Below are 21,955 nucleotides of genomic sequence, written 5' to 3'. Positions count from 1 at the left end.
TTTATATACTGGCGATCACTTAAAGCGATTACCCTTTTGAAAACGACCAACCGGATTTTTCTCTGCGCGTTTGCGTCGAATGTCCTTTGGATTAATGGTTAAAGTTCGATACACTTCTACCCGATCGCCCGCTTTAAGCGGCTGTTCAAGCGCACATCGAATACCAAAAATACCCACTTGTAATGGCATTTCTAGCTGTGTGGCAAGCAAGAGTCCACTTTTTTCAATGGCCTCTATCGCTGTCATTCCGGCTTCAAAAGCAACAGCAAGATGAAACTGTTGATCTGGTGCGGCATAAGCTACCCAGACCTGCTGAAGATTACTCATGTAAACAGTTGTCCAAGTACCGAAATCATCGCCAGTACAATGCCTAAAGGTAAGACAATACGGACAGCAATCCGCCAAAGATTATAAAATAGCTCACTACTAAAATTCATCGATTTACGCAAGTGACTGATTTTCATAATCCATCCCGCAAAAATCGCGTAGATCAAACACAACAGTAGCCCCCAAAGCATGGTCAGAATATAAAATTCTGCCTGAATGGCAGGAATTGCCCAGATCACAACAGCCACAACTGGAACTGCCCACTGTAATGCCAGCGCAGCCTGACGCTCAATTAACTGTTCACGAGCAAGTTGTAGGAGCAGTGCCGATGCCATCAATGCAGCAATCACCCAAGTCAGTACAGGAACCATTTGCTGAATTGACACAAAGCCAAACGCAATCACAGCCACCAATTGTGCCAACCAGATCGGCAGTACAGAAGCACTGGCTGATGCCTGTTGATCGACCTGTTTTACTGTTGTTTGCCAGTATAGGCCCATACCTAAACCACTCGCCACAAGAGCCAGAACAGTGGCATTGCCCCACTCTTTAAATTCAAGTGATGTCCAGTGCCATGGCTGAAGCTGAGCAGCATCATAAACCTGACCAAGCGCGATAGACGCAATCAACGCAATTGCAGTGATGAGCAGCAAAATCTGGCGTGATACAAAAGATAAGCCAAATGCCAGCACCGCAAGTACAATCAACAATAGATTAGGTGCAACGCCTAAAGTGAATTGTTGTGGTAACAGCACGCTGGCATGAGAAAGAATTCCGCCAGCCAAAAATGCAATGAATACCACAGCCAACCAGCCCACCAAACGCCATTTGGAAGACGCATCGGCATCCCGCGTTAGGCGTGAAAGTGCGTTCAGCGCTGTGGTTTTTGAACGGCGCGCCAGTGCAATTTCCAAATAACACACAGGCAACGCCAAAATCACCATGCTACCGAGCCATAACAACCAAAAATCAAGCTGACGATCAATTTGAATACCGACTGCCGGCGCGAGGGTAACAATAATCACCAAGCTCAAACAAAACGCCATAAGTGGCGAAAGCCATCGTGATAAAGGAGAATCCTGCATCATGCATACCTTGAATAAAGTCTGCCGATATTTTGCCTTTGTCCGACCTGAAAATCAAAGTTTCTATTCAAAAACAGAACGTTTTCGACCCAAAATCATCGATCTCAATTTTGCAACGCCTTTCTATTGAATACCGGGTTTAATACTGGTCGGCACGGGTAATGCGTTTAAGTTCAGGGTTGAGTGCCTCTCGCTCTAAACGCTCTACTCGGGTTAAAGCTTGCTTAATCGGGCGTCCATCTTGAAACACAATCATCTCACCCGGTTGATAAGGCATCCAGACCTCATTTTGAGTCAGTGGCTCGGTGGTAATCACCGCCACGCGATCTTTGGCAGTGGTCACCTGACTAAAATCCACTTCGACATCTAGATCGATCAATCGAGCGGCTTTAAAGGGATGCTCACGGACTAACCAGTGTAATTTCGTTGTGGCATAACTGTATAAAGCCTGACCATTAGATAAGCAGTAATTGAATGTTCCATGTTCGGCTATTCGAGGCGCAATCTGCTCAAGCGCGGTAAAAATCTGATGAATACTGGGCTCGGTATAACCAAAACGTTCTACCAACTGATCCAGCAAATAACAAAATGCACGTTCACTGTCGGTATTGCCAACCGGAACAAAACGGCCAGTCAGGCGTGGATTAAAATGATGCAAATCGCCATTATGGGCAAAAATCCACTGTCGCCCCCACAGCTCACGCATAAATGGATGCGAATTTTCAAGAGTAATCTTACCCTGAGTGGCTTTACGGATATGAGAAATCACATTGCGTGATTTAATTGGAAAATTACGCACCAACTCGGCAATCGGAGATTCTACCGCAGACTGATTATCGACAAACAAACGGCAGGCTTTGTCTTCAAAAAAAGCAATCCCGAACCCATCGGAATGATCGGAAGTAATGCCCGCCCGTTGTGAAAATCCTTTAAACGAAAAGGTAATATCGGTAGGCGTTGCACAATTCATTCCAAGTAGCTGGCACATAACGGTAAAGGCAAGAATGATCTAGATGTAAAGTCTATTGTGCATGAGAGCACAATGCCTTGCAAATCTCAATTTTGATACATCTTATGCACTTTTTCTGCTAAGGACGGCGCTGAACGCGTTTATTCATGACAAAAGACTTGGCAATTTGGTTCACCTCAAGTAATACAAAATAATCCAAACATTGAAAGGCTTCATCATAAAATGCTTGTTTGGATAATCGAGCTTGCATGCTTAAGTACATCTGAAACAGTTTGGGAATACGCTCATCTTGGGTAAAGCTATAAGCTGGATGCTGCGGCTCATAAGGGTGTTTAGAGGCAATATCTAAGCTTTGCGCAGACGTAAGCTGCTGTATTTTCCGATGCGTATGATAGACACGGGCAGCATTGTTATCTAGATGAATACTGACACAACCCATGAGGTACTTGGCTTTCATGGACCACAAAATTTTAGGCACCAGATTCAACCACAAAATAGACAGTGCTTTACCAGAACGAAATTGCGGATGCACACAGGTTCGACCAATTTCGACCACACTGGGTACATGCGATAGATGCCCCACATCAAACTCTTGAGCACTATAACTCTGTGCCAGTTCATGCCCCAAAAAGTGTTTCAAACGTGTATATGCCACGATCTCGCCAGACCATTTTTCACGTAATACTGCATGCTCACAGCCAAAATCATAGACATCCTGATCTAAACCTGAGTCAAAATGAATGCCAAACTGTGGGCCAAACTGTTCAGCACGAAAGCGTTGTACTTCTTCTAATTCTTTTAAGGTTTCAACCCACTCAAACTTATATTGAGTGGTTGAGGGTTTTTGACGTAGCAATGGAAAATTTAAGTGGTGTCGATAATGATTCAATTTGTCTAGCATAAGCTCACCCCGTGTTTTTCTTTGCTTACACTAAAACACCCGCATGACAACTATATGACCAATATCGATACCCATAAAAAAGACCAGTCATGACTGGTCTTTTTCTAGATTCGAAAAATTAATGCTCTGCTTTAGTCGCAACTCGGTTGGTAATCAGAGTGCCTACACCATGATCGGTAAAAATTTCCAATAAAGTGGCATGTGGTACACGACCATCGACAATATGCGCACTAACCACGCCACCTTTAACTGCATCTAAGGCACAGCCCACTTTCGGAATCATGCCACCATAAATCACGCCAGTTTCAATCAGACGATCGACTTCTTTGGTCGATAGCCCAGTCAAAAGATTTTTGTTTTCGTCCAGTACACCCGAGATATTGGTGAGCAGAATCAGTTTTTCTGCGCCCAGTGCTTCAGCCACTTTGCCTGCAACCAAATCAGCATTGATGTTATAGGTGTTACCACTTTCATCGACACCCAAAGGGGCAATCACAGGAATAAAATCGCCTTGAGTAAACATTTCAAGGACATCGGTTTTCACGCCGACCACCTCACCCACCATACCTAAATCGATATGTTTGATCTCGCCTTGCTCATCTTGTTTTTCCATCAACAATTTGCGTGCACGAATCAGGTTACCGTCTTTCCCGGTTAAGCCAATGGCACGTCCACCATGTTGATTGATCAGGTTTACAATCGATTTATTGACACTTCCACCCAGCACCATTTCTACAATTTCCATGGTGGCCTGATCGGTCACTCGCATACCATCAATTCGATCGGACACTTGCCCCAAACGGTTGAGTAAAGAGTCGACTTGAGGCCCACCACCATGCACCACAATCGGATTTAAACCGACAGTTTTTAACAAAACGATATCACGCGCAAACGAGCTTTCCAGCTCAGGATCGGTCATGGCATTACCGCCATATTTGACCACAAGTGTTTTTCCTGAAAAGCGCTGAATATACGGCAATGCTTCTGTCAAAATTTTTGCTTTATCGATGCCGGTGTGCTGATGTGGCATTCGCCTCTCCTTAATTAGGCCTGTGAAAGATCATGTGCAAGTTTAGGGTATTTTTTTTGCAACATGGTCACGAATATCTGTTTAATCTCTGCCAATCGTTGTGGTGTTTCTGCATCAAAACGCGCAGTGAAGTACTCTCCGGTATTCGATGCACGTAAAATGCCAAATCCATCGTGAAAATCGAGACGTATCCCATCGGTACGACTCAGTAGCGCCTGAAAGGTCTGCCCTTGTGCTTCAATATCCTGCAATACATGCACAGGATTTGCTTCATAAGTATTGATGTACAGATCTTCTGTGCTACAACGCTCAGGATAGGCCGCCAGTAAGCTCGATAACGACTGTGTCGGATGTGCCGCCATGTATTCAAGTAAACGTAATGCCGCGTATGGGCCATCATCGAAGCCATAGCCTCGGCCATCATTAAATACATAATGCCCTGCGTATTCACCCCCAAAAATCGCCCGTCCAGCCGATTTTGCCAAATATTGACGCAAGAAAGTGCTACCAGTTCGAATCATGGTGGGCTGCCCGCCACAGGCCAAAATGGTATTGCGGACCATGGTCGAGCATTTCACATCAAAAACCACTTCATGCGCTTGCTGTGCAACCAGACACAGTTGACTAAATAGTGAAATTAAACGATCTGCACTGATAATCGTGGCATGCTCATCGACCACGACCAAACGATCACCATCGCCATCAAGTGCAATACCCAAATCGGCCTGCTCTGCCAAGACGTACTGACGAAGTGTCTGCAGATGTAACGCCTGTGAAGGATCTGGCGCATGATCTGGAAAATGACCATTGGGCTCACAGCGAATTGTGACAACCTCACATCCCAAACGCTCTAGTAAGCGACGCGTTCCTTCACCTGCCGAACCATGTAAGCCGTCTAATACAATTTTAAAGCGATGATTCAGCTGAATATCTTGAACGAGTGCATCTTCATAACGGTCGAAATAGGCATTTTCTTGATGTACTACAGTCGATTGGAGATGTAAGTAAGGACTTAAATCAACACGAATTTGAGAGGCATACCATCCCACTTGCTGAATGATCTCGGGACTTGGTGGTTGATTTCCCATCACCCATTTAATGCCATTGTCTGTCTTAGGATTATGACTGGCCGTAATCATGATGCCATTGCCATCATGTGATCGTGCAGTAAAGTACATGAGGGGTGTTGAACAGCAACCAATATTGGTTACACAAAGTCCGTGTTCACCCAAGACTGCTTGAACCAGCGCAGCATAATAAGGACCAGTCAAACGGGCATCATAGCCGAGCACAAGCTTTGTATGACCCGCAGCGAGGTATTGCTGTGCCAGTCCGTGTGCAATGGCCACGATGCGCTCCGGTGTCAGCACATTGAGCTTTCCCCGAATATCATAGGCACGAAAAATCTGAAACGGAAAAGTCTGCTTTATATCCATAAGTCTGTTCTTCTTATGCCTATGTTAGCAAAACGGGAAAAATTGAAAAAAATTTAGGTACAATGACAAAATAAAGACGCCAAAATAAAAAATCAGATCGATAACCCGATATTATTAATATAATTTTTTGTAACATTCAATTGTAAATAAATAAATGCCTGTTTACACAGGCATTTATTAGAAAAATTACTGCTTTCCAGTGTGTCCAAAACCGCCTGCACCGCGGTCTGTTGCGACAAAATCTTCGACCTGTTCAAACTCGGCCTGCACCACAGGAACCAGCACGTATTGTGCTAGACGCTCACCCGGCTCTAAACGAAATGTGGTTTGACCACGATTCCATACCGAAATCATCAGCTCGCCCTGATAGTCTGAATCGATTAATCCTACCAAGTTTCCAAGCACAATCCCGTGTTTGTGTCCCAAACCTGAGCGCGGCAAAATCATGCCTGCGAATTGGGTATCCTGAATGTAAATCGCCATACCGGTTTTCACCAGTACCGTTTGCCCAGGTTCAATCTCAATGGCATCATCTAAACAAGCACGCAAATCCAGTCCAGCAGATCCTGCTGTTGCATACGTTGGCAATGGCCATTCTTTTCCTACACGAGGATCCAGTAATTTGACTTGGACTTTCATCATCATTCCTAAGTTGTTACATTAACGTTTTAATAAAGCTTTTAAATTGGCCAGATATTGCTGTGCCTGTTCTTTCGGATCGACATTAGCCGCAAGTTTTTTCTTACGGCCAAGCCATTCAAGTTCATCTTGCGGCAATTCATCCAAAAAGCGGCTCGGTGTCATTTGTTTCATCTGACCGCCATTTTTACGCTGTTCGGCCAAGGTCAGGGTAAGGCCTTGTCGTGCGCGAGTAATTCCCACATACATCAAACGGCGTTCTTCTTCGATGGTATCGGCAGCAATCGAGTTTTTATGCGGCAGCAGTTCTTCTTCTAGCCCCATAATGTACACAAATGGAAACTCAAGACCTTTGGCAGCGTGTAGGGTCAGCAAGTTGACCTTGTCGGTATCTTCCTCTTCTTGCTGCTGTTCGAGCAGATCGAGCAGCACCAATTTTCGGATCACACTTTCAATGTTTTTATCATCAACATCGTCGGTACGATTCAGTAGATTCTGGATACTGTTATACAGACTTTCGATGTTGTCGAGCTTGCTTTTTTCTTGCGCAGGCGTTGCCGCTTGCTCACGAATATAGTCGATATAGCCTGCCTCATTCATCATCTGGCGGACTTTAGGCACAGGTTCATCGTCATCGAGTAATTCTCGCGTAAAGGTCTGCACAAAGTCTGCAAATTCATGCAACTGTGTCATGGCCTTTTTCGGTAGCACCATGCTTAAGCGCTGATCCGATGACGCGCCCAAAAGGGACAAGTGATTTTCCTGCGCAAACAGTCCGAGTTTTTCAAGGGTGACTGGTCCGATCGCGCGTTTAGGCGTATTGATAATACGTAAAAAAGCACTGTCATCTTCTGGGTTAATAATTAAACGCAGATAACTCATGACATCTTTAATTTCAGCGCGGGCAAAGAACGATTGTCCACCCGAAAGCTTATAGGGAATCTGCATCTGGCGTAACTGGGTTTCCAAAATACGCGCCTGAAAGTTACCGCGATACAAAACCGCATAATCTTTCCAGTTTTTCCCGTTCATGAGCTTATGCGTCATCAGGTCTTTCACCACACGCTCGGCCTCATCGTCATCATTACGGCAGGTAATGATCCGGATGACCTCTCCATGACCTTTATCGCTCCACAGTTTTTTATCAAAAATATGTGGATTATGTTCAATCACGGCGTTGGCCGCTTTCAATATCCGGCTGGTTGAACGGTAGTTTTGTTCAAGCTTAATCACTTTAAGATTCGGAAAATCTTCTTTGAGTAAGGCCATGTTTTCCGGTTTGGCACCCCGCCATGCATAAATCGACTGGTCATCATCACCAACCGCAGTAAACTGCCCCATTACTCCCACTAGAAGCTTGACCAGAATATACTGGGCGGTGTTGGTATCTTGGTATTCATCGACCAGCAAATAACGGGTCCGGTTTTGCCATTTGTCACGTACTTCGGCATTTTCTTGCAATAGACGTGTTGGCAATACAATCAAATCATCAAAATCTACTGCGTTGTAGGCACGCAGATTTCGCTCATATAACTGGTATAAGTGCGCAAACTGAACATCTTCTGGCGTTTCACAGGTACTGTGTGCCTGCTCTGGCACAATCAGATCATTTTTCCAGTCAGAAATCTTTTTCATGGCCTTGGCAATGAGTTCTTTGCTTTCGGCGCCCGATAAATTATCGCGATGCATTAAATCCATCAGAATTCGTTTGCAATCGTCGGCATCTAAAATTGAAAAGTTATTTTTTAGCGGCGTATGCTTGAGCTCAATGCGTAATAAATTCAAACCGAAGGTATGGAATGTCGAAACAGATAGACCTTTGGCTTCTTCACGTGACAATAACTGCGTCACACGCTCTTTCATTTCACGCGCCGCTTTATTGGTAAAGGTCATCGCTGTAATACGATGTGCAGGAATGCGACACTGTTTAACCAGATAGGCGATTTTTTGCGTAATCACCGATGTTTTGCCCGAACCCGCTCCTGCAAGCACTAACAACGGTCCTTGAGTATATTTCATGGCTTCTTGTTGTTTGTCATTTAAATGACTGGCTGCAGACATATGTATTCCCCTGATGATTCCGAGCGTGATTATAGACATCTATTGCGCCAATGCCCATCGTAATGAAACGGATTTTAACCATAAAAAAACCACCCGAAGGTGGTTTTTACATATCCGTGCGACGATTATTGACGCTCGTAAATGCTGATTTCAACACGGCGGTTCTGCTCACGCCCTTGTGCAGTTGCGTTTGACGCGATTGGGTTAGATGAACCATAACCTTGTGCATTGATACGTGCAGAAGATACACCCTGACCGCTCAAGTAATTAGCAACAGACTGTGCACGCGCTTGTGACAATGGAATGTTGATCGAATCGTTACCAGTATTATCGGTATAACCTGTAACCAAAATCGCACTACGGTTATCTTCAGACAAAGTTTGCGCAACTTTGTTCAAAGTTGAGTAGAAGTTCGGTTTGATGTTTGACTTGTTGGTATCAAATGTAATGTTGCCCGGCATTACCAAGCCGACAGAACCATCTGGGTTGCGGTTAACTTCTACACCAGTACCCGCCATTTGTTGACGTAATTTTTTCTCTTTTTGGTCGAGGTACAAGCCACTTGCACCACCAAGAATCGCACCAATTGCAGCAGCACGGTTATTTTGACGGCTAGAGTTTGCATTGGATTTAGAAATACCATAACCTGCCGCAGCACCGATGAGTGTACCTAGGGCAGCTTTATCGTATTCTACGCCACCAAGATTGTTTCCAGTTGTTTGGCAACCTGCAAGTGCTACCGCCGCCCCAACTACAGTTGTAATAACTAGTGCACGCATTGCATGCCTCCTCGTTTGTCTTGTTGTCTGTGAAAATGATGAAATAAAAAAGCCACTTAGACCATTGATATTTTGTTAAGAATATCGCTTTTATTTACATTTTGTAATATTTAATACCCAATTAATTGTGCAGTTCATCACATTTTATTCATTCTTTATCGGGATGCCTTTTTTATTTTTAGCACTCGGTCTATATTGATCACACCCTCATACCCTTAGAAATTGGATCGTCAGGACTTTTCATATGTCTACGCAAGCAAACAAGCAATCGGCGCTAAAAAAAATTACACGCGGGCTGACTGTAGGCAGTGTCATTACAGGAAGTACGTTTTTACATGGCCCACCCGTACTGGCGTTGGGCTTGACCAAACTGTTCAAAAAATCGCGGGTGGTGGATCAAACCAACATCCAGATCACCAACAGCTGGTTAAATGTTAATAACTGGTTGATCGACCATGTTTTGCCACATTTAGAATGGGATATCACTATCGATGAAGCCCTCGACTTAAGCATGCAAGGTCGTTATCTCATGACCTGTAATCATCAAAGCTGGGTCGATACCACGGTCAATCAGTACTTTGGACTAACACGTATGCCGTTGACGCGTTTTTTTACCAAATGGGAGCTTATTTTTATTCCCTTTGTGGGACAAGCCTTTAAGATTTTAGGCTTCCCAATGATGAAACGTCATACCAAAGAACAAATCCAGAAAAATCCCGAGCTCAAAACCCGTGATCTTGAAGAAGCACGTCAAGCCTGCGAACAATTGCTAAGCCAGCCGTTTACCTTATTGAACTATTTAGAGGGTACTCGCTTCACTCCAGAAAAACATGATCAACAAGGTTCACCTTATCAGCATTTACTCAAACCTAAAGCGGGTGGACTGGCCTTGGCGCTGAATATTCTGGGCGATAAAATCGATGCTTTGGTCGACATGACGATTGTGTACCCAGACGGTATACCTGGCTATGGCGATTTCTGGCTAGGTGATGTATCCAAAATTGCGGTGAATTTACGCAAAATTGAACTGCCAGACTGGGTATTGGGTGGAGATTACGAAGATGACGAAGTCTATCGTAAACGTTTTCAAGACTGGGTAGATCAGCTCTGGACTGAAAAGGATCAGTTGATCACCGAAATGAAAGCCAAATACTCCAACAGCTCTACTTAAGATGTAACGCCACATGAAGCAAAAAAGTTCAGACATTAAAAATAAATACCAGCATCTAAAGCCCGGCAGTTTGTCCTTCAAGCTGTTTTTGCTTTACGATATTTTTATGGTTTTTATCATTGTGTTTAACCTTTTTTGCTTAGGTGCCAATTACTTTTTGATGAGCAGCATTGGCGAGTGGCTGTTTCAGCAAATTCACCTTGAAACATTATTAACATTTTACCGCGCCGAACTGCACCCTTGGGTGATTGTCAGCGAAGCGTGGTTCATTGGCTTTTTAATTGTGGAACTGCTGATTCGCTGGGCAATTGCAGTGGTGTACAAACATCATCAGCGCTGGTTTTTCTTTCCATTTATTCACTGGTACGAAATTTTAGCGATTTTGCCGCAACTACGTTTTTTACGTTTGTTTCGCGCGGGAATCATTGGCTATCGACTCTATGAAATGGGCTATCAAGTCATACCAGGCAGTTGGCTTAAACGCGGTCGTTTTTATTATCAAGTTGTGATGGAAGAACTCTCCGATCGAGTGGTTATCACGGTGCTCGATGGTGTTAAGCAAGAGCTTGAAACCAGCTCGACCCATAAAAAGATTTTACATGATTTGATTGATCATCATCGGGCACTATTTGCGCAGACCTTTGCCGAAATTTTGCAAGACTCATTGGCAGAGGCTTTAAAAACCCAGCAACCGATCATGGCTGAGCGTGTGGGTAAAATTGTTAATCAGGCGATTGAAGATACACCCGAGCTAACCCAACTGCTTCGACTCATTCCGATTGTAGGTGGGCGCATTGAATCGCAAATTCAGAGCATTGGTCAGCGTTTGGGCGAAAATATTACATCGGGATTGATTGTTCCATTTGTTGAAGGCTCTGTAGCGCAGCCCAATGCCAATTATCAGTTAATATCGAAACGGCTTAGTGAAGTGAATATTGATAACCAAAAACTTGAACAACTGGTCGAATCAATTGTATTTGAAAGTCTGGAATCTATTCGTAAACAAGTTAAAGTGAAACATTGGCAGCAAGTACTTAAACAACACGATCAAGCCAAAGAATAAGCATATCGATAAAATATTTAGGCTAGTCCCTAGAGAATTCGGATAATTTGTTCTAGGATTTGATCTATTTACTCACCCAACTTCAGGGCCAGTGGCACGTCAGAAGTTCTCAAGGAATCATTATGGCTGATATACGGATTACAGGAAGAATGGTTAATTTTACCCGATTAACCTTCGATACCAATGATCATGATGTCATCCGGCAACAACTTACCGCAATTTTAAATGAAGATGCCTATCAAGGCACATTGGTTATTCTTGACAGTACGGTAGAACAAGAACTGATTGCACTGATTCAGTTGCTGATTAGTCTGGGCTTACAGCCAATGGCCGTGATAGATGGCCTATTGAGCGATGAGGCCAAATCGATTCAGTTTCCTGTGATGCCAGCCGACCAACCTCTGCAGCGGATCAAGGCCACGAAAGAAGAAGTTGTGGTTCAGTCAGCCAAAGTGACAGAGAAAAACGCTGAAACAAAAACACCAACAACGAAAACAGCGATTTCGCACAAAACATCTTACCATGACGAAATTTTGCGAACCGGACAATGTCTGGTACAAGATCATGGCGACATTATTTTAAATGCAGGAATGAACAGCGGTTCTGAAGTGATTGCTTCAGGCAACATTCACATCTATGGAAATGTGCGTGGCCGCATTATGGCGGGTGCAGGTGGAAACCCTGCTGCTCGCATCTTTTGTCATGCCCTTGAAGCCGAACTTGTTTCAATTGCAGGCACGTATTGTGTTGCAGAAGACATCCCTAAAGATGTATTAAAGAAATCTGTACATATATATTTAAACGATAAGCAAGAACTTGAATTTCGGGCTTTGGAATTTTAAGGTATAAATTAAGCACCAAATAGGCCCATAAGATCGGGCGTATGACCATAATAGGAGTGGATTCGGTGGCCAAAATTGTTGTCGTAACATCAGGCAAAGGTGGTGTAGGTAAAACTACAACAAGTGCATCTTTTGCAACAGGTTTAGCCCTACGTGGTCATAAAACTGTTGTGATTGATTTTGACGTAGGTTTACGTAATCTTGATTTGATCATGGGGTGTGAGCGTCGAGTTGTCTATGACTTTGTGAATGTCATCAACAATGAAGCACGTTTGCAACAAGCGCTGATTCGTGACAAAGATATTGAAAATCTTTATATTTTACCAGCTTCACAAACACGTGACAAAGACGCCTTGACTGACGACGGTGTGGCTCGTGTTATTGAAGAATTATCACAAGAATTTGATTATATTATTTGTGATTCACCTGCGGGTATCGAGCGTGGCGCAATTTTAGCCATGTATCATGCAGATGAAGCGATTATTGTGACCAATCCAGAAATTTCATCGGTACGTGACTCTGATCGTATTATTGGAATGCTGGACAGCAAAACAAAAAAAGTCGAACAGAACGAAGGGCGTATTCGTAAGCACTTGTGTATCACACGTTTTAATCCAGAACGTGCAGATCGCCAAGAAATGCTGACGATTGATGATATCTCAAAGGATATCTTACGCATTCCAACCTTAGGGGTTATTCCTGAGTGCCCGGGTGTTTTACAAGCTTCAAACGAAGGTAAACCGGTCATTTTATATTCTGAAACCAAATCAGGCCAATCATATGATGACTTGGTTGCACGTTTTTTAGGTGAAGAACGCCCTTATCGACACATTACAGTACAACCAAAAAGCTGGTTGGCTCGACTATTTGGAGCATAACGATGGCAGGATTTTGGAGTAAACTGTTCGGAACTGACGAGAGACCATCAAGCGCACAAACTGCCAAAGATCGTTTGAAAGTAATTGTTGCCTCTGAACAGGGCTTAGGACGACGTTTGAGTCAAGACAAAATTGATCAAATGAAAAAAGAGATCATGCAAGTGGTCAGTCGTTATGTACGTGGTGTGGGTGAAGACCATATTCAAATGCAGGTACGTTCAGAAGCAAATATTGAAATGCTTGAAATGAATATCAATTTACCTGAAGAACGATAATTTCATTACTGATTGGTCAATCACCCAGAAATTAAGGCAAAATATGAGACTGGATCAGCAAAGCAACGCTTTGCCCAGTCGCAAGACGAGAAGCTGTGCTTCGAGTGGACTGGAGCGAGCATCTTTACCCAGTCGCAAGACGAGAAGCTGTGCTTCGAGTAGACTGGAGCAAGCATCTTTACCCAGTCGCAAGACGAGAAGCTGTGCTTCGAGTAGACTGGAGCAAGCATCTTTGCCCAGTCGCAAGACGAGAAGCTGTGCTTCGAGTGGACTGGAGCGAGCATCTTTGCCCAGTCGCAAGACGAGAAGCTGTGCTTCGAGTAGACTGGAGCAGGCATCTTTGCCCAGTCGCAAGACGAGAAGCTGTGCTTCGAGTAGACTTGAACAACGGTGCGTCTCGTTAAAAGATTCAAAATATCCTGTCTCAAATTTTGCTTTTAAAGTGTAAGAGGAGCGTGTTATGGCATTATCACAGCCAGCAACTTTCAATGAAGAATGGTCAGATGAACGTGTTTTTGCCTACCTTAACCAACTTCCTCCAGACGGTGTAAATGCCGATTTTCATGTGTTGTATCATGCATTTAAACACATGCGTCCAAACGACTATGAGCGTCTTTTGACTCAGTTTGTTGCCGATGGCCGTGATGTAAACGCGACCAATCCTGAAGGTCAGCGTATTCATGATGTGATTGCTGAATTTCCGCGTCAGCGCGAGCCTTTTTTAGAAGTGCTAGCAAAGTTTGCATAAGTGCTAAAAAAACCTGCTTGATGCAGGTTTTTTTATGATGGTTGAGTTTAGACCAATATTTCTCGTTTACCGTTGGCGCCCATGGCACTTACGATGCCATTTTCTTCCATCTGATCAATGATTCGAGCTGCTCGGTTGTAACCCAAACTAAATTTACGCTGTAAGGATGACGTCGATGCCTTACGGGTTTCCAAAACAAATGCCACACATTGATCATAGAGCATATCTCGATCAGATCCCCCTTCTCCACCATCTTCAAAACCACGTGCGCTTGGCTCTTCATCAAACGGTGTTAAAATTTCATCGACATAATTCGGGGCACCGCGTTCGCGCCATGCATCACAAATCCGATTCACTTCATCATCGCTAATAAAGGCACCATGTACACGCTCAGGCTCGATTTTTCCAGGCCCAAGAAATAACATATCACCATGACCTAACAGGTCTTCTGCACCACCCGCATCCAAAATCGTTCGTGAGTCAATTTTACTGTTAACCCGCAGTGCAACGCGTGTAGGAATATTGGCTTTGATTAATCCCGTAATAACGTCTACAGAAGGACGCTGAGTCGCCAATAGCAAATGAATGCCGGCAGCACGAGATTTTTGCGCCAGTCGGGTAATCATTTCTTCGGCTTTTTTACCTACTTGCATAATCATGTCGGCAAACTCATCCGCCACAATCACAATTGAAGGTAAAGGTTGTAAGCGTGGAGCACGTTCTTGGGTGGCCGAATCACTTGGCTTCCACGTTGGATCAATCAAATCTTCACCGTTGGCAATAGCTTCTTCAACCTTACGGTTATAGTCTGCCAGTTTACGGATCTTTAAAAATGACATCAGCTTGTAACGGCGTTCCATTTCATTGACACACCAGTTAAGTGCACTCACCGCGTCTTTCATGTCTGTGACCACTGGAGTAAGCAAGTGTGGAATATCGTTGTAATTGGCCAATTCAAGCTGTTTCGGGTCAATCAGAATGAGGCGAAGCTGATCTGGGGTATATTTGAGCAGCATTGATAAAATCATGGAGTTGACTGCGACCGACTTACCCGAACCAGTCGTTCCTGCTACCAGCATGTGCGGTGCTTTACCCAAATCGGTAATGACAGGATTACCTGAAATATCTTTACCCATAGCCATCGAGAGTAAGCCGGCAGGGTCTTTAAATGACGGTGTCTCAAGCAGCTCGATCAAGCGCACCATTTCACGCGCGCTGTTTGGTACTTCAATACCGATATAAGGCTTGCCGGGAATGACTTCAACCACACGTACCGATGCCATCGACATCGAGCGGGCCAAGTCACGTGAAATATTGGTAACTTTAGATGCTTTCACACCGGGCGCCAGATCAAGCTCAAATCGTGTAACCACCGGGCCAGGCTGAGCCTCGACCACTTTGGCCTTCACATTAAATTCTTGTAACTTGATTTCGAGCAGTTCAGATAAACGTTCGAGCTGCTCGACAGTGAAGTTGACCTTCTTATTCGGATCAACTTTATCAAGTAACTCAAAGCCCGGTAACGTTGGTAAATCACGACGCTTTTGTGCCACCTGCATTGCACGTGACATCGGTCTTCCCGAAGTATCTGTGAGTGGGGCGTCAAAATCAAACTCATCTTCTACCGGCTTACCTGCGGTTTCCTGCCAAGCTTCAATGAAGGCTTCTTTTGAAAGTGCTGCCTGCTCGCTTTCTGGCGTTACTGCTTTGGCAACAGGCGCTTGTTTGAGTGGCTCTGGTGCTCTGATTTCTTCTCCAGTCAAAAGATCAGACTGCTCTTCTGGTTCATACGCCGCATATCGATTTTGAGGCTGATGCGTTGTAGATGACGCTTTAAGCGTCTGCTCGACTTGTTCGATCAAATGATCAGTCTCTGAACGCGTAGTTGGCTGCGCTTGCGAGACAAACGGCGTGTGAATGTCAGATCCCGATTGATTCGGCATAGCGGCCAGTAATTCATCAAAAATCTGATCGTCATTCCAGTTCAGTTTATCTTTATTTAAAGGATTTGACTGATCATGAGCTGAGGCTGAATCTGTGTGTGCACGCTGAGCTTGTGTATTTAATTGTCCGTGTTCATCATCTGCGGCACGAAGTAATGCATCGATTTCCTGTTTGTGAGTCAGATCATCAGATTGCAGCGCTTTCCATACCTCTCCGGTCGGTACCAAACGCTTGGATTCACTTTCAAGCCGATGTGCCTTTTCAAGCGCTTTCTCAAATTCCTGATCATCTACAGGTAATGGATCTTGATATTGCTGCTGGGCACGCTGTTCTTTCGCAACGACATCTTGGAATAACCGCTCAACCGTCTCGTCATCTGCCACATACTGATGGGTACGAGCCGCTGGTGCAACACTTGGCTTTTCTTGCTCTGGTTGAACCGCTTGTTCTGGTAAAGCAGAAGCGCTTTTAGATGCAGCACTGACCGATTGTGGCGCTTTCTTGGCTGATTGCTCCGTCAAATCATAGTCAGACTCATTCGGAGAAACGTTTTTATAAAATAGGTCTTGTAAATAAGCTGGTGTTGCTTTGAGTGTTGCCCATGTACGATTCCATTGAATACCAAATGCCAAGGTGAGCAATAGCACCCAAAATACCAGCAAGAACAGCGTTGCACCATAAATGGTCAGGATACCGGACAGACTTTCACCCAGCTCATAGCCAATAATGCCTCCTGAGGCATTGGCTAAGGTATCTGCTGGTACATTCCAGTACAGATAAAGCAATGTAGAGGTGGCTAAGATAATAAAAAACTGCGCTGCATAGCGAAACGGTCGGTTTAGAAAACTGCGTGGCCACCAGACTTGAATGGCTTCAATAAACAAAAACAATGGAATCAGTAAACTCGCCCAGCCTAAAAAACCAAACAGCAAATCAGCAATCCATGCACCGGCAACGCCGCTGGCATTCGAGACATTTTGAGTGTCGCTTGAAATATGCATCCAGCCGGGATCGAATGGGGTATATGTCACAGTCGCGACAAACAGATAAATCCCGAACGAAACCAAAAATAATGTAATTAATAAACGCTGTGCATAAACGCTCGACACCGCAGTCATATACTGTCCTGTAAAACCAGTTTGAATGAATTCATTTGTTCTTTCGTTGGCTCAAAACCGGCAACGAATTAATTCACATATTATGCACCTGTTCTGTAAAAAATGATGCATGATTGTTGAAGCTTGTTGTTAACATCTTTCAATAAAATCGTATATAGCTCAATTCGATTTAGTTGATCAATATTATCCACATCAAAACGACGCCATTTGGCTCAACTTTCACGTATAATTTCAAAAATTTCGATATTAATAAGGAACTCGTCATGAGCGCTCGTCACTCTCGACTTATTATTCTTGGTTCTGGTCCTGCAGGTTATAGCGCTGCAGTTTATGCTGCACGTGCCAATTTGAAGCCAACGCTGATTGCAGGCTTACAACTTGGTGGACAGTTGACTACAACAACTGAGGTAGATAACTGGCCTGGCGATCCTGAAGGTTTAACGGGTCCGGTATTGATGGAGCGTATGCAGGCGCATGCAGAACGTTTCGGTACCGACATTGTCTATGACCATATCAATGAAGTTGATTTAAATACCCGTCCGTTCGTTTTAAAAGGCGATATGGAAGAATACACCTGTGATGCTTTAATTATTGCAACAGGCGCGACTGCACAATACCTCGGTCTAGAATCGGAAGCTGCATTTATGGGTCAGGGCGTAAGTGCCTGTGCAACCTGTGACGGTTTCTTCTACAAAGGTCAAAACGTGATGGTTGTAGGTGGTGGTAACACTGCTGTTGAAGAAGCACTCTACTTATCGAATATTGCAGCTCACGTCACACTGGTTCATCGTCGTAGTAGCCTTCGTTCAGAAAAGATCTTGCAAGATCATCTGTTTGAAAAAGAGAAAGAAGGCAAAATCAGCATTATCTGGAACCATCAAGTCGATGAAGTTGTGGGTGATAATACGGGCGTTACAGGCGTACGCTTGAAATCGACTCAAGACGAAAGCACACAAACTGTTGATGTACAAGGCTTATTCGTTGCAATTGGTCACAAGCCAAATACGGGCATGTTTGAAGGTCAGCTTGAGCTACGTGATGGCTATATTCAAGTCCAAAGCGGTACGCAAGGTAATGCAACTGCAACCTCAGTTCCGGGTGTTTTTGCGGCAGGTGACGTTGCAGATAACATTTACCGTCAAGCGATTACTTCGGCGGGTTCGGGCTGTATGGCTGCACTTGATGCAGACAAATACTTAGAAAACATCTAAGTCATACAGCAGTTCTCATCACATTAAAAGATCGGCTAAAATAAGGCCGATCTTTTTTATTCTCTCTCCCTTCATGATTTTACCTTCGATGTATGTGTTTCCCGATCCAGTTGAAGCCGACCCAGAGGGTCAAGGGTTGATTTGCATCGGGGCAGATTTAGAACCTTCAACACTTTTTGAAGCCTACACACATGGATTATTTCCTTGGTTTAATGAAGGTGATCCGATCTGTTGGTGGAGTCCCGATCCGCGTTGTGTCATCTATCCCGAGCAATATCGGCCAAGTAAAACACTTATTCGGAGTATGAAAAAATACGATTATCAAGTGACCATTAATCGTGCCTTTGAGCAAGTGGTTCGTGCTTGCGCCCTGCCCCGCAATTACACCAATGACACCTGGATTTCAGAAGATATCGTGCAAGGCTACGTCGAACTGTTTAAAGCAGGCTACGGCTATAGCGTCGAAGTTTGGCAAGAAGATCAATTAGTAGGCGGATTATATGGTGTGAGTATTGGTAAAGGCTGCTTTGGAGAATCAATGTTTAGTACACGTACCGATGCCTCCAAAATGGCATTTTATACGCTCATGCTGATTGGGCAAGAACATCAAGTGCGCTGGATTGACTGTCAACTGGTCAATGACCATTTATTAAGCTTAGGTGCTTGTACACTTTCTCGTCAAGACTACTTAAAATCGTTACAAGATGTAATTATTGAGCCCCCTATCAATTGGAAAAAGTATTCAGAACGTGTATTTTCAAGTAAAAGAATTGCCCAAATTGCAAAACTAACCGAATGATAACAATGAGGGGACATACACGATGAAATCTTACCACCCAAAGTCCCTTCTTAATGACTTACAGTACTATATTACCCCGCCCCACGACTGTAGCTATCTAGACAACAAATCTGCGCGCATGGTGTTTCTCGATCCAATCCACCGGATTGACGTAGTGACGCTTTCTGAACTTTCACGCGTTGGTTTTCGTCGTAGCGGCGACTTTGTGTATCGCCCAGAATGTCATTTGTGCAGACAGTGCCTGTCTTGCCGCGTACCGGTCGACGAATTTGAAATGAACAGCATGCAGAAGAAAGCCTGGAAACGAAATCAGGATCTTCGCATGTCGATTGTGCCCACACATGCCGCCACAAATGTGCATTATGCCTTGTATGAGCGTTACATCAATGAACGCCATGCCGATGGCGATATGTTTCCACCGAGCCTAGATCAGTTTGAAAAGTTTCTGGTGCATAGTTGTACCGAAAGTTTCTTTTTAGAATTATGGAAAGATGATCGCTTGGTCTGCGTTTCAACATGTGATTTGATGGACGACGGATTGTCTGCGGTTTATACCTTTTTTGATCCAGCCGAGCAGCGCCGATCTTTGGGTGTGTTTGCAATTCTTAAACAGCTCGAATATGTGCAATCGTTACAGCTCGATTATTTATATTTAGGTTACTGGGTGCCACATTCACAAAAGATGAATTACAAATCTCAGTATATTCCCCTCGAATTACTTTTAGACGGCCAATGGCGCCGCCTGAATCGCGCACTGTCGCAAGAAGAAATTGATCAACTGGGTGAGTCATTGATGACCATTTTACCTTCTGAATGGAACAGCTTACTGATTAAATAAGCACTGCTTACTTAAATAAATCGGCAAAATTATCACTGCATGCTTTGACCATAATGATGGCATGCTCACGTCCGCCTTCTGGTCTTGGATAATAATTGCGTCGTAAATCAATTTGGTGAAATCCAGATTTTTCATATAAACGAATCGCTGCTGCATTACTTTCGCGGACTTCTAGAAAAATTTGCACAGGTTGATTACTTAAAAGATTGATCGACGCATCGAGTAAGTCAAAGCCAAGCCCTCTGCCCTGTTGCCGAGGATCAATTGCCATCAATAACAAATTGGCTTCATCAAGCACAGGCTGCAAAATACAAAAGCCCGCCAATTTATTCTGTATTTCAATCACGGTACTTTGATATGAATCCACCGCTTCATAAAATTGCTGTGCTGACCATGGATGAGTTTGAACCAAGCGCTCAATCGCCACGATAGCTTCAACATCGTCATGTTGCATTTTACGAATCACGGGAGTTTGCATAATAAAGATTTAGATGAAGAGACTCGGGGCACAATCTTAACCAACAACTCGGCATAAAAAAAGGGCAATTGCTTGCCCACGGAGTTAACTTTAAATCTTATAAACCCAGTTTGGCTTTCCATGTTGCCAACAGGTTATTGGTATCTAAATCATTCGGATGAAACCCAGGCTTAAAATACGCCAACATTTCATCTAACATGCCAGTAATAATACCTTTAGATGGGCTATAAGCATACGTATAAATTGTGCCAAGCTCTTTCAGATTTAATTTACCATCTTCTTGTAAAAGCTTAGCAACAAAATATGACTGAGTAATAAAAATAGCCAGCATAGAGACTACCAATGCCGTATTTCTAAGCGAATAAGCTTTTAAATCCCGACCAAAGATTCCCTCAAACACATCATAGGCTACGGCTTTATGCTCATTCTCTTCAATTGCATGCCAGTACCACATGGTCGACATCGTATCATCAGTCATAAGCGCTTGAATATGTGGGTTTCGTAATAATTGTGAGGCAATGGTCGCAGTAAAATGCTCAAGTGCTGTAGTGGCGGTTAAATCAACCATTTCTTGTGTCATACCAAACGGTTTGACCAGTTTTGCAAAAATTTTACGGCCGGTCTGAATGACTTTTCCTGTTCTTTGCTCAAGGCTTGCCACATCGTGACCATATTTTTGTGCCGAGGCATTAAAGCCAACATGCTCTTGAGTATGCATGGCTTCTTGACCGATAAAGGCACTGATTTCTTTTTGCAATGCATCGTTGTCTTTGATTGCAGGATGGTAGCGTACTGCACGAACCGAATCGATAAAAAACTTCTCACCATCCGGAAATAAAGCAGATAAAGCAGTCATAAAATGGGTCAGACCTGCAGAACCATTCATCCAATATTCGGGTACATCGTTGAAGTCAAAGTTCATACGACGAACTGGAAAACTTGCACCTGCACGGTTGGTAATATTCACTTTAGCGTTCATGCCAACGACTCCTCAAGGGTAAAACACCCCTGCTTTCTTATTTAATTTCTTGATTAAGATCATACTTCTTTCATAAAAACGTGTAAGTGCAGTTTAGGACACAGAAATGTCAGTTAAGGACATGAGGAGAAAAAGACGTGATGAGTGAAACGGATTTTTCGACGCAAGAGAAAAAGGTGTAATAGATAAAACGGATTTTTCGACGCAAGAGAAAAAGATGTAATAGATAAAACGGATTTATTTAAATCTCGATGAATTGATGACATAAAAAAAGCGCCCCAGAGGAGCGCTTTTTTCACTGAATAGTGATTATGCAGTTACTTTCGCAACAACACCAGCACCTACAGTACGACCACCTTCACGGATCGCAAAACGTAGACCTG

The 21,955-nt window shown here is 43.8% G+C and carries 22 protein-coding genes and 1 pseudogene; 9 read left to right on the top strand and 14 right to left on the bottom strand.

The features are described from left to right. Positions 1-15: 15 nt before the first annotated feature. The 9 genes from QLG00_RS11510 to QLG00_RS11470 form a co-directional block, all read right to left on the bottom strand. Positions 16-327, bottom strand: coding sequence for an RnfH family protein (locus tag QLG00_RS11510; protein WP_282471037.1), 312 nt, complete (start codon positions 325-327; stop codon positions 16-18). Continuing rightward, positions 324-1,412 carry a hypothetical protein gene (locus tag QLG00_RS11505; protein WP_282471036.1) on the bottom strand — a complete coding sequence of 363 codons (1,089 nt, stop codon included), beginning with the start codon at positions 1,410-1,412 and terminating at the stop codon, positions 324-326. Before QLG00_RS11505 ends, QLG00_RS11510 begins: the two co-directional genes overlap by 4 nt. Positions 1,413-1,551: 139 nt before the next feature. Continuing rightward, positions 1,552-2,400, bottom strand: a complete 849-nt coding sequence (locus QLG00_RS11500; RefSeq protein ID WP_004935463.1) for a class II glutamine amidotransferase — start codon at positions 2,398-2,400, stop codon at positions 1,552-1,554. Between the two features lie 100 nt (positions 2,401-2,500). After that, positions 2,501-3,283: a GNAT family N-acetyltransferase gene (locus tag QLG00_RS11495; RefSeq protein WP_282471035.1), complete on the bottom strand. Its 783-nt coding sequence runs from the start codon at positions 3,281-3,283 to the stop codon at positions 2,501-2,503. Between the two features lie 118 nt (positions 3,284-3,401). Beyond that, positions 3,402-4,313: an acetylglutamate kinase gene (argB, locus tag QLG00_RS11490; RefSeq protein WP_282471034.1), complete on the bottom strand. Its 912-nt coding sequence runs from the start codon at positions 4,311-4,313 to the stop codon at positions 3,402-3,404. Positions 4,314-4,327: 14 nt separating this feature from the next. Continuing rightward, positions 4,328-5,749 (bottom strand): phosphomannomutase/phosphoglucomutase, encoded by a 1,422-nt coding sequence (locus tag QLG00_RS11485; protein WP_282471033.1) that lies wholly within the window; start codon positions 5,747-5,749, stop codon positions 4,328-4,330. A 186-nt stretch (positions 5,750-5,935) separates the two neighbouring features. After that, positions 5,936-6,388 carry a dUTP diphosphatase gene (dut, locus tag QLG00_RS11480; RefSeq protein WP_004935452.1) on the bottom strand — a complete coding sequence of 151 codons (453 nt, stop codon included), beginning with the start codon at positions 6,386-6,388 and terminating at the stop codon, positions 5,936-5,938. 21 nt (positions 6,389-6,409) lie between these two features. Then, a complete protein-coding gene (locus tag QLG00_RS11475; RefSeq protein ID WP_004935448.1) occupies positions 6,410-8,449 on the bottom strand; it encodes a UvrD-helicase domain-containing protein in 2,040 nt (679 codons plus the stop codon). 125 nt (positions 8,450-8,574) lie between these two features. Continuing rightward, positions 8,575-9,228, bottom strand: coding sequence for an OmpA family protein (locus QLG00_RS11470; RefSeq protein ID WP_004935445.1), 654 nt, complete (start codon positions 9,226-9,228; stop codon positions 8,575-8,577). Positions 9,229-9,472: 244 nt separating this feature from the next. On the opposite strand from QLG00_RS11470, the gene QLG00_RS11465 reads away from it, so the two are divergent. The 5 genes from QLG00_RS11465 (at position 9,473) to minE (ending at position 13,457) form a co-directional block, all read left to right on the top strand. Further along, positions 9,473-10,399, top strand: a complete 927-nt coding sequence (locus tag QLG00_RS11465; protein ID WP_025096197.1) for an acyltransferase — start codon at positions 9,473-9,475, stop codon at positions 10,397-10,399. Positions 10,400-10,412: 13 nt separating this feature from the next. Further along, positions 10,413-11,462, top strand: a complete 1,050-nt coding sequence (locus QLG00_RS11460; protein ID WP_004935437.1) for a hypothetical protein — start codon at positions 10,413-10,415, stop codon at positions 11,460-11,462. A gap of 122 nt (positions 11,463-11,584) precedes the next feature. Then, positions 11,585-12,304: a septum site-determining protein MinC gene (gene minC, locus QLG00_RS11455; RefSeq protein WP_004945850.1), complete on the top strand. Its 720-nt coding sequence runs from the start codon at positions 11,585-11,587 to the stop codon at positions 12,302-12,304. Positions 12,305-12,369: 65 nt separating this feature from the next. Continuing rightward, the gene (gene minD, locus QLG00_RS11450) at positions 12,370-13,182 is read left to right on the top strand and encodes a septum site-determining protein MinD (RefSeq protein ID WP_004935432.1); all 813 of its coding nucleotides are present in this window, start codon (positions 12,370-12,372) and stop codon (positions 13,180-13,182) included. 2 nt (positions 13,183-13,184) lie between these two features. Next, on the top strand, positions 13,185-13,457 hold the full coding sequence (gene minE / locus QLG00_RS11445; protein ID WP_004935430.1) for a cell division topological specificity factor MinE: 273 nt from the start codon (positions 13,185-13,187) through the stop codon (positions 13,455-13,457). A gap of 54 nt (positions 13,458-13,511) precedes the next feature. On the opposite strand, the gene QLG00_RS11440 is transcribed toward minE, so the two are convergent. Next, a complete protein-coding gene (locus QLG00_RS11440) occupies positions 13,512-13,811 on the bottom strand; it encodes a hypothetical protein (protein ID WP_282471032.1) in 300 nt (99 codons plus the stop codon). A 106-nt stretch (positions 13,812-13,917) separates the two neighbouring features. Between QLG00_RS11440 and QLG00_RS11435 the strand changes: the two genes are divergently transcribed. Next, positions 13,918-14,205 carry a PA4642 family protein gene (locus tag QLG00_RS11435; protein WP_004935429.1) on the top strand — a complete coding sequence of 96 codons (288 nt, stop codon included), beginning with the start codon at positions 13,918-13,920 and terminating at the stop codon, positions 14,203-14,205. Positions 14,206-14,252: 47 nt separating this feature from the next. Here QLG00_RS11435 and QLG00_RS11430 read toward each other — a convergent pair whose 3' ends face one another. After that, positions 14,253-17,267 (bottom strand): DNA translocase FtsK, encoded by a 3,015-nt coding sequence (locus QLG00_RS11430; RefSeq protein WP_282471031.1) that lies wholly within the window; start codon positions 17,265-17,267, stop codon positions 14,253-14,255. A gap of 263 nt (positions 17,268-17,530) precedes the next feature. Here QLG00_RS11430 and trxB point away from each other — a divergent pair, with 263 nt between their 5' ends. The 3 genes from trxB (at position 17,531) to QLG00_RS11415 (ending at position 20,115) form a co-directional block, all read left to right on the top strand. Then, positions 17,531-18,478 carry a thioredoxin-disulfide reductase gene (gene trxB, locus QLG00_RS11425; RefSeq protein ID WP_282471030.1) on the top strand — a complete coding sequence of 316 codons (948 nt, stop codon included), beginning with the start codon at positions 17,531-17,533 and terminating at the stop codon, positions 18,476-18,478. Between the two features lie 73 nt (positions 18,479-18,551). Continuing rightward, the gene (gene aat / locus QLG00_RS11420; protein ID WP_004935421.1) at positions 18,552-19,277 is read left to right on the top strand and encodes a leucyl/phenylalanyl-tRNA--protein transferase; all 726 of its coding nucleotides are present in this window, start codon (positions 18,552-18,554) and stop codon (positions 19,275-19,277) included. 22 nt (positions 19,278-19,299) lie between these two features. Then, a complete protein-coding gene (locus tag QLG00_RS11415; RefSeq protein WP_004935419.1) occupies positions 19,300-20,115 on the top strand; it encodes an arginyltransferase in 816 nt (271 codons plus the stop codon). Between the two features lie 7 nt (positions 20,116-20,122). On the opposite strand, the gene rimI is transcribed toward QLG00_RS11415, so the two are convergent. The 3 genes and pseudogenes from rimI to QLG00_RS11400 all read right to left on the bottom strand — a co-directional run. Continuing rightward, entirely contained in the window at positions 20,123-20,581 is a 459-nt protein-coding gene (rimI, locus tag QLG00_RS11410) for a ribosomal protein S18-alanine N-acetyltransferase (protein ID WP_039910016.1), read from the bottom strand. Between the two features lie 109 nt (positions 20,582-20,690). Then, a complete protein-coding gene (locus QLG00_RS11405) occupies positions 20,691-21,572 on the bottom strand; it encodes a metal-dependent hydrolase (RefSeq protein WP_004935416.1) in 882 nt (293 codons plus the stop codon). A 309-nt stretch (positions 21,573-21,881) separates the two neighbouring features. Beyond that, positions 21,882-21,955, bottom strand: a pseudogene (locus QLG00_RS11400) (elongation factor Tu); the annotation flags it as partial.

The organism is Acinetobacter sp. V89_7, from assembly GCF_029967895.1.
Classification (GTDB): Bacteria; Pseudomonadota; Gammaproteobacteria; order Pseudomonadales; family Moraxellaceae; genus Acinetobacter; species Acinetobacter soli.
This window is presented reverse-complemented; position numbering and strand designations above follow the sequence as displayed.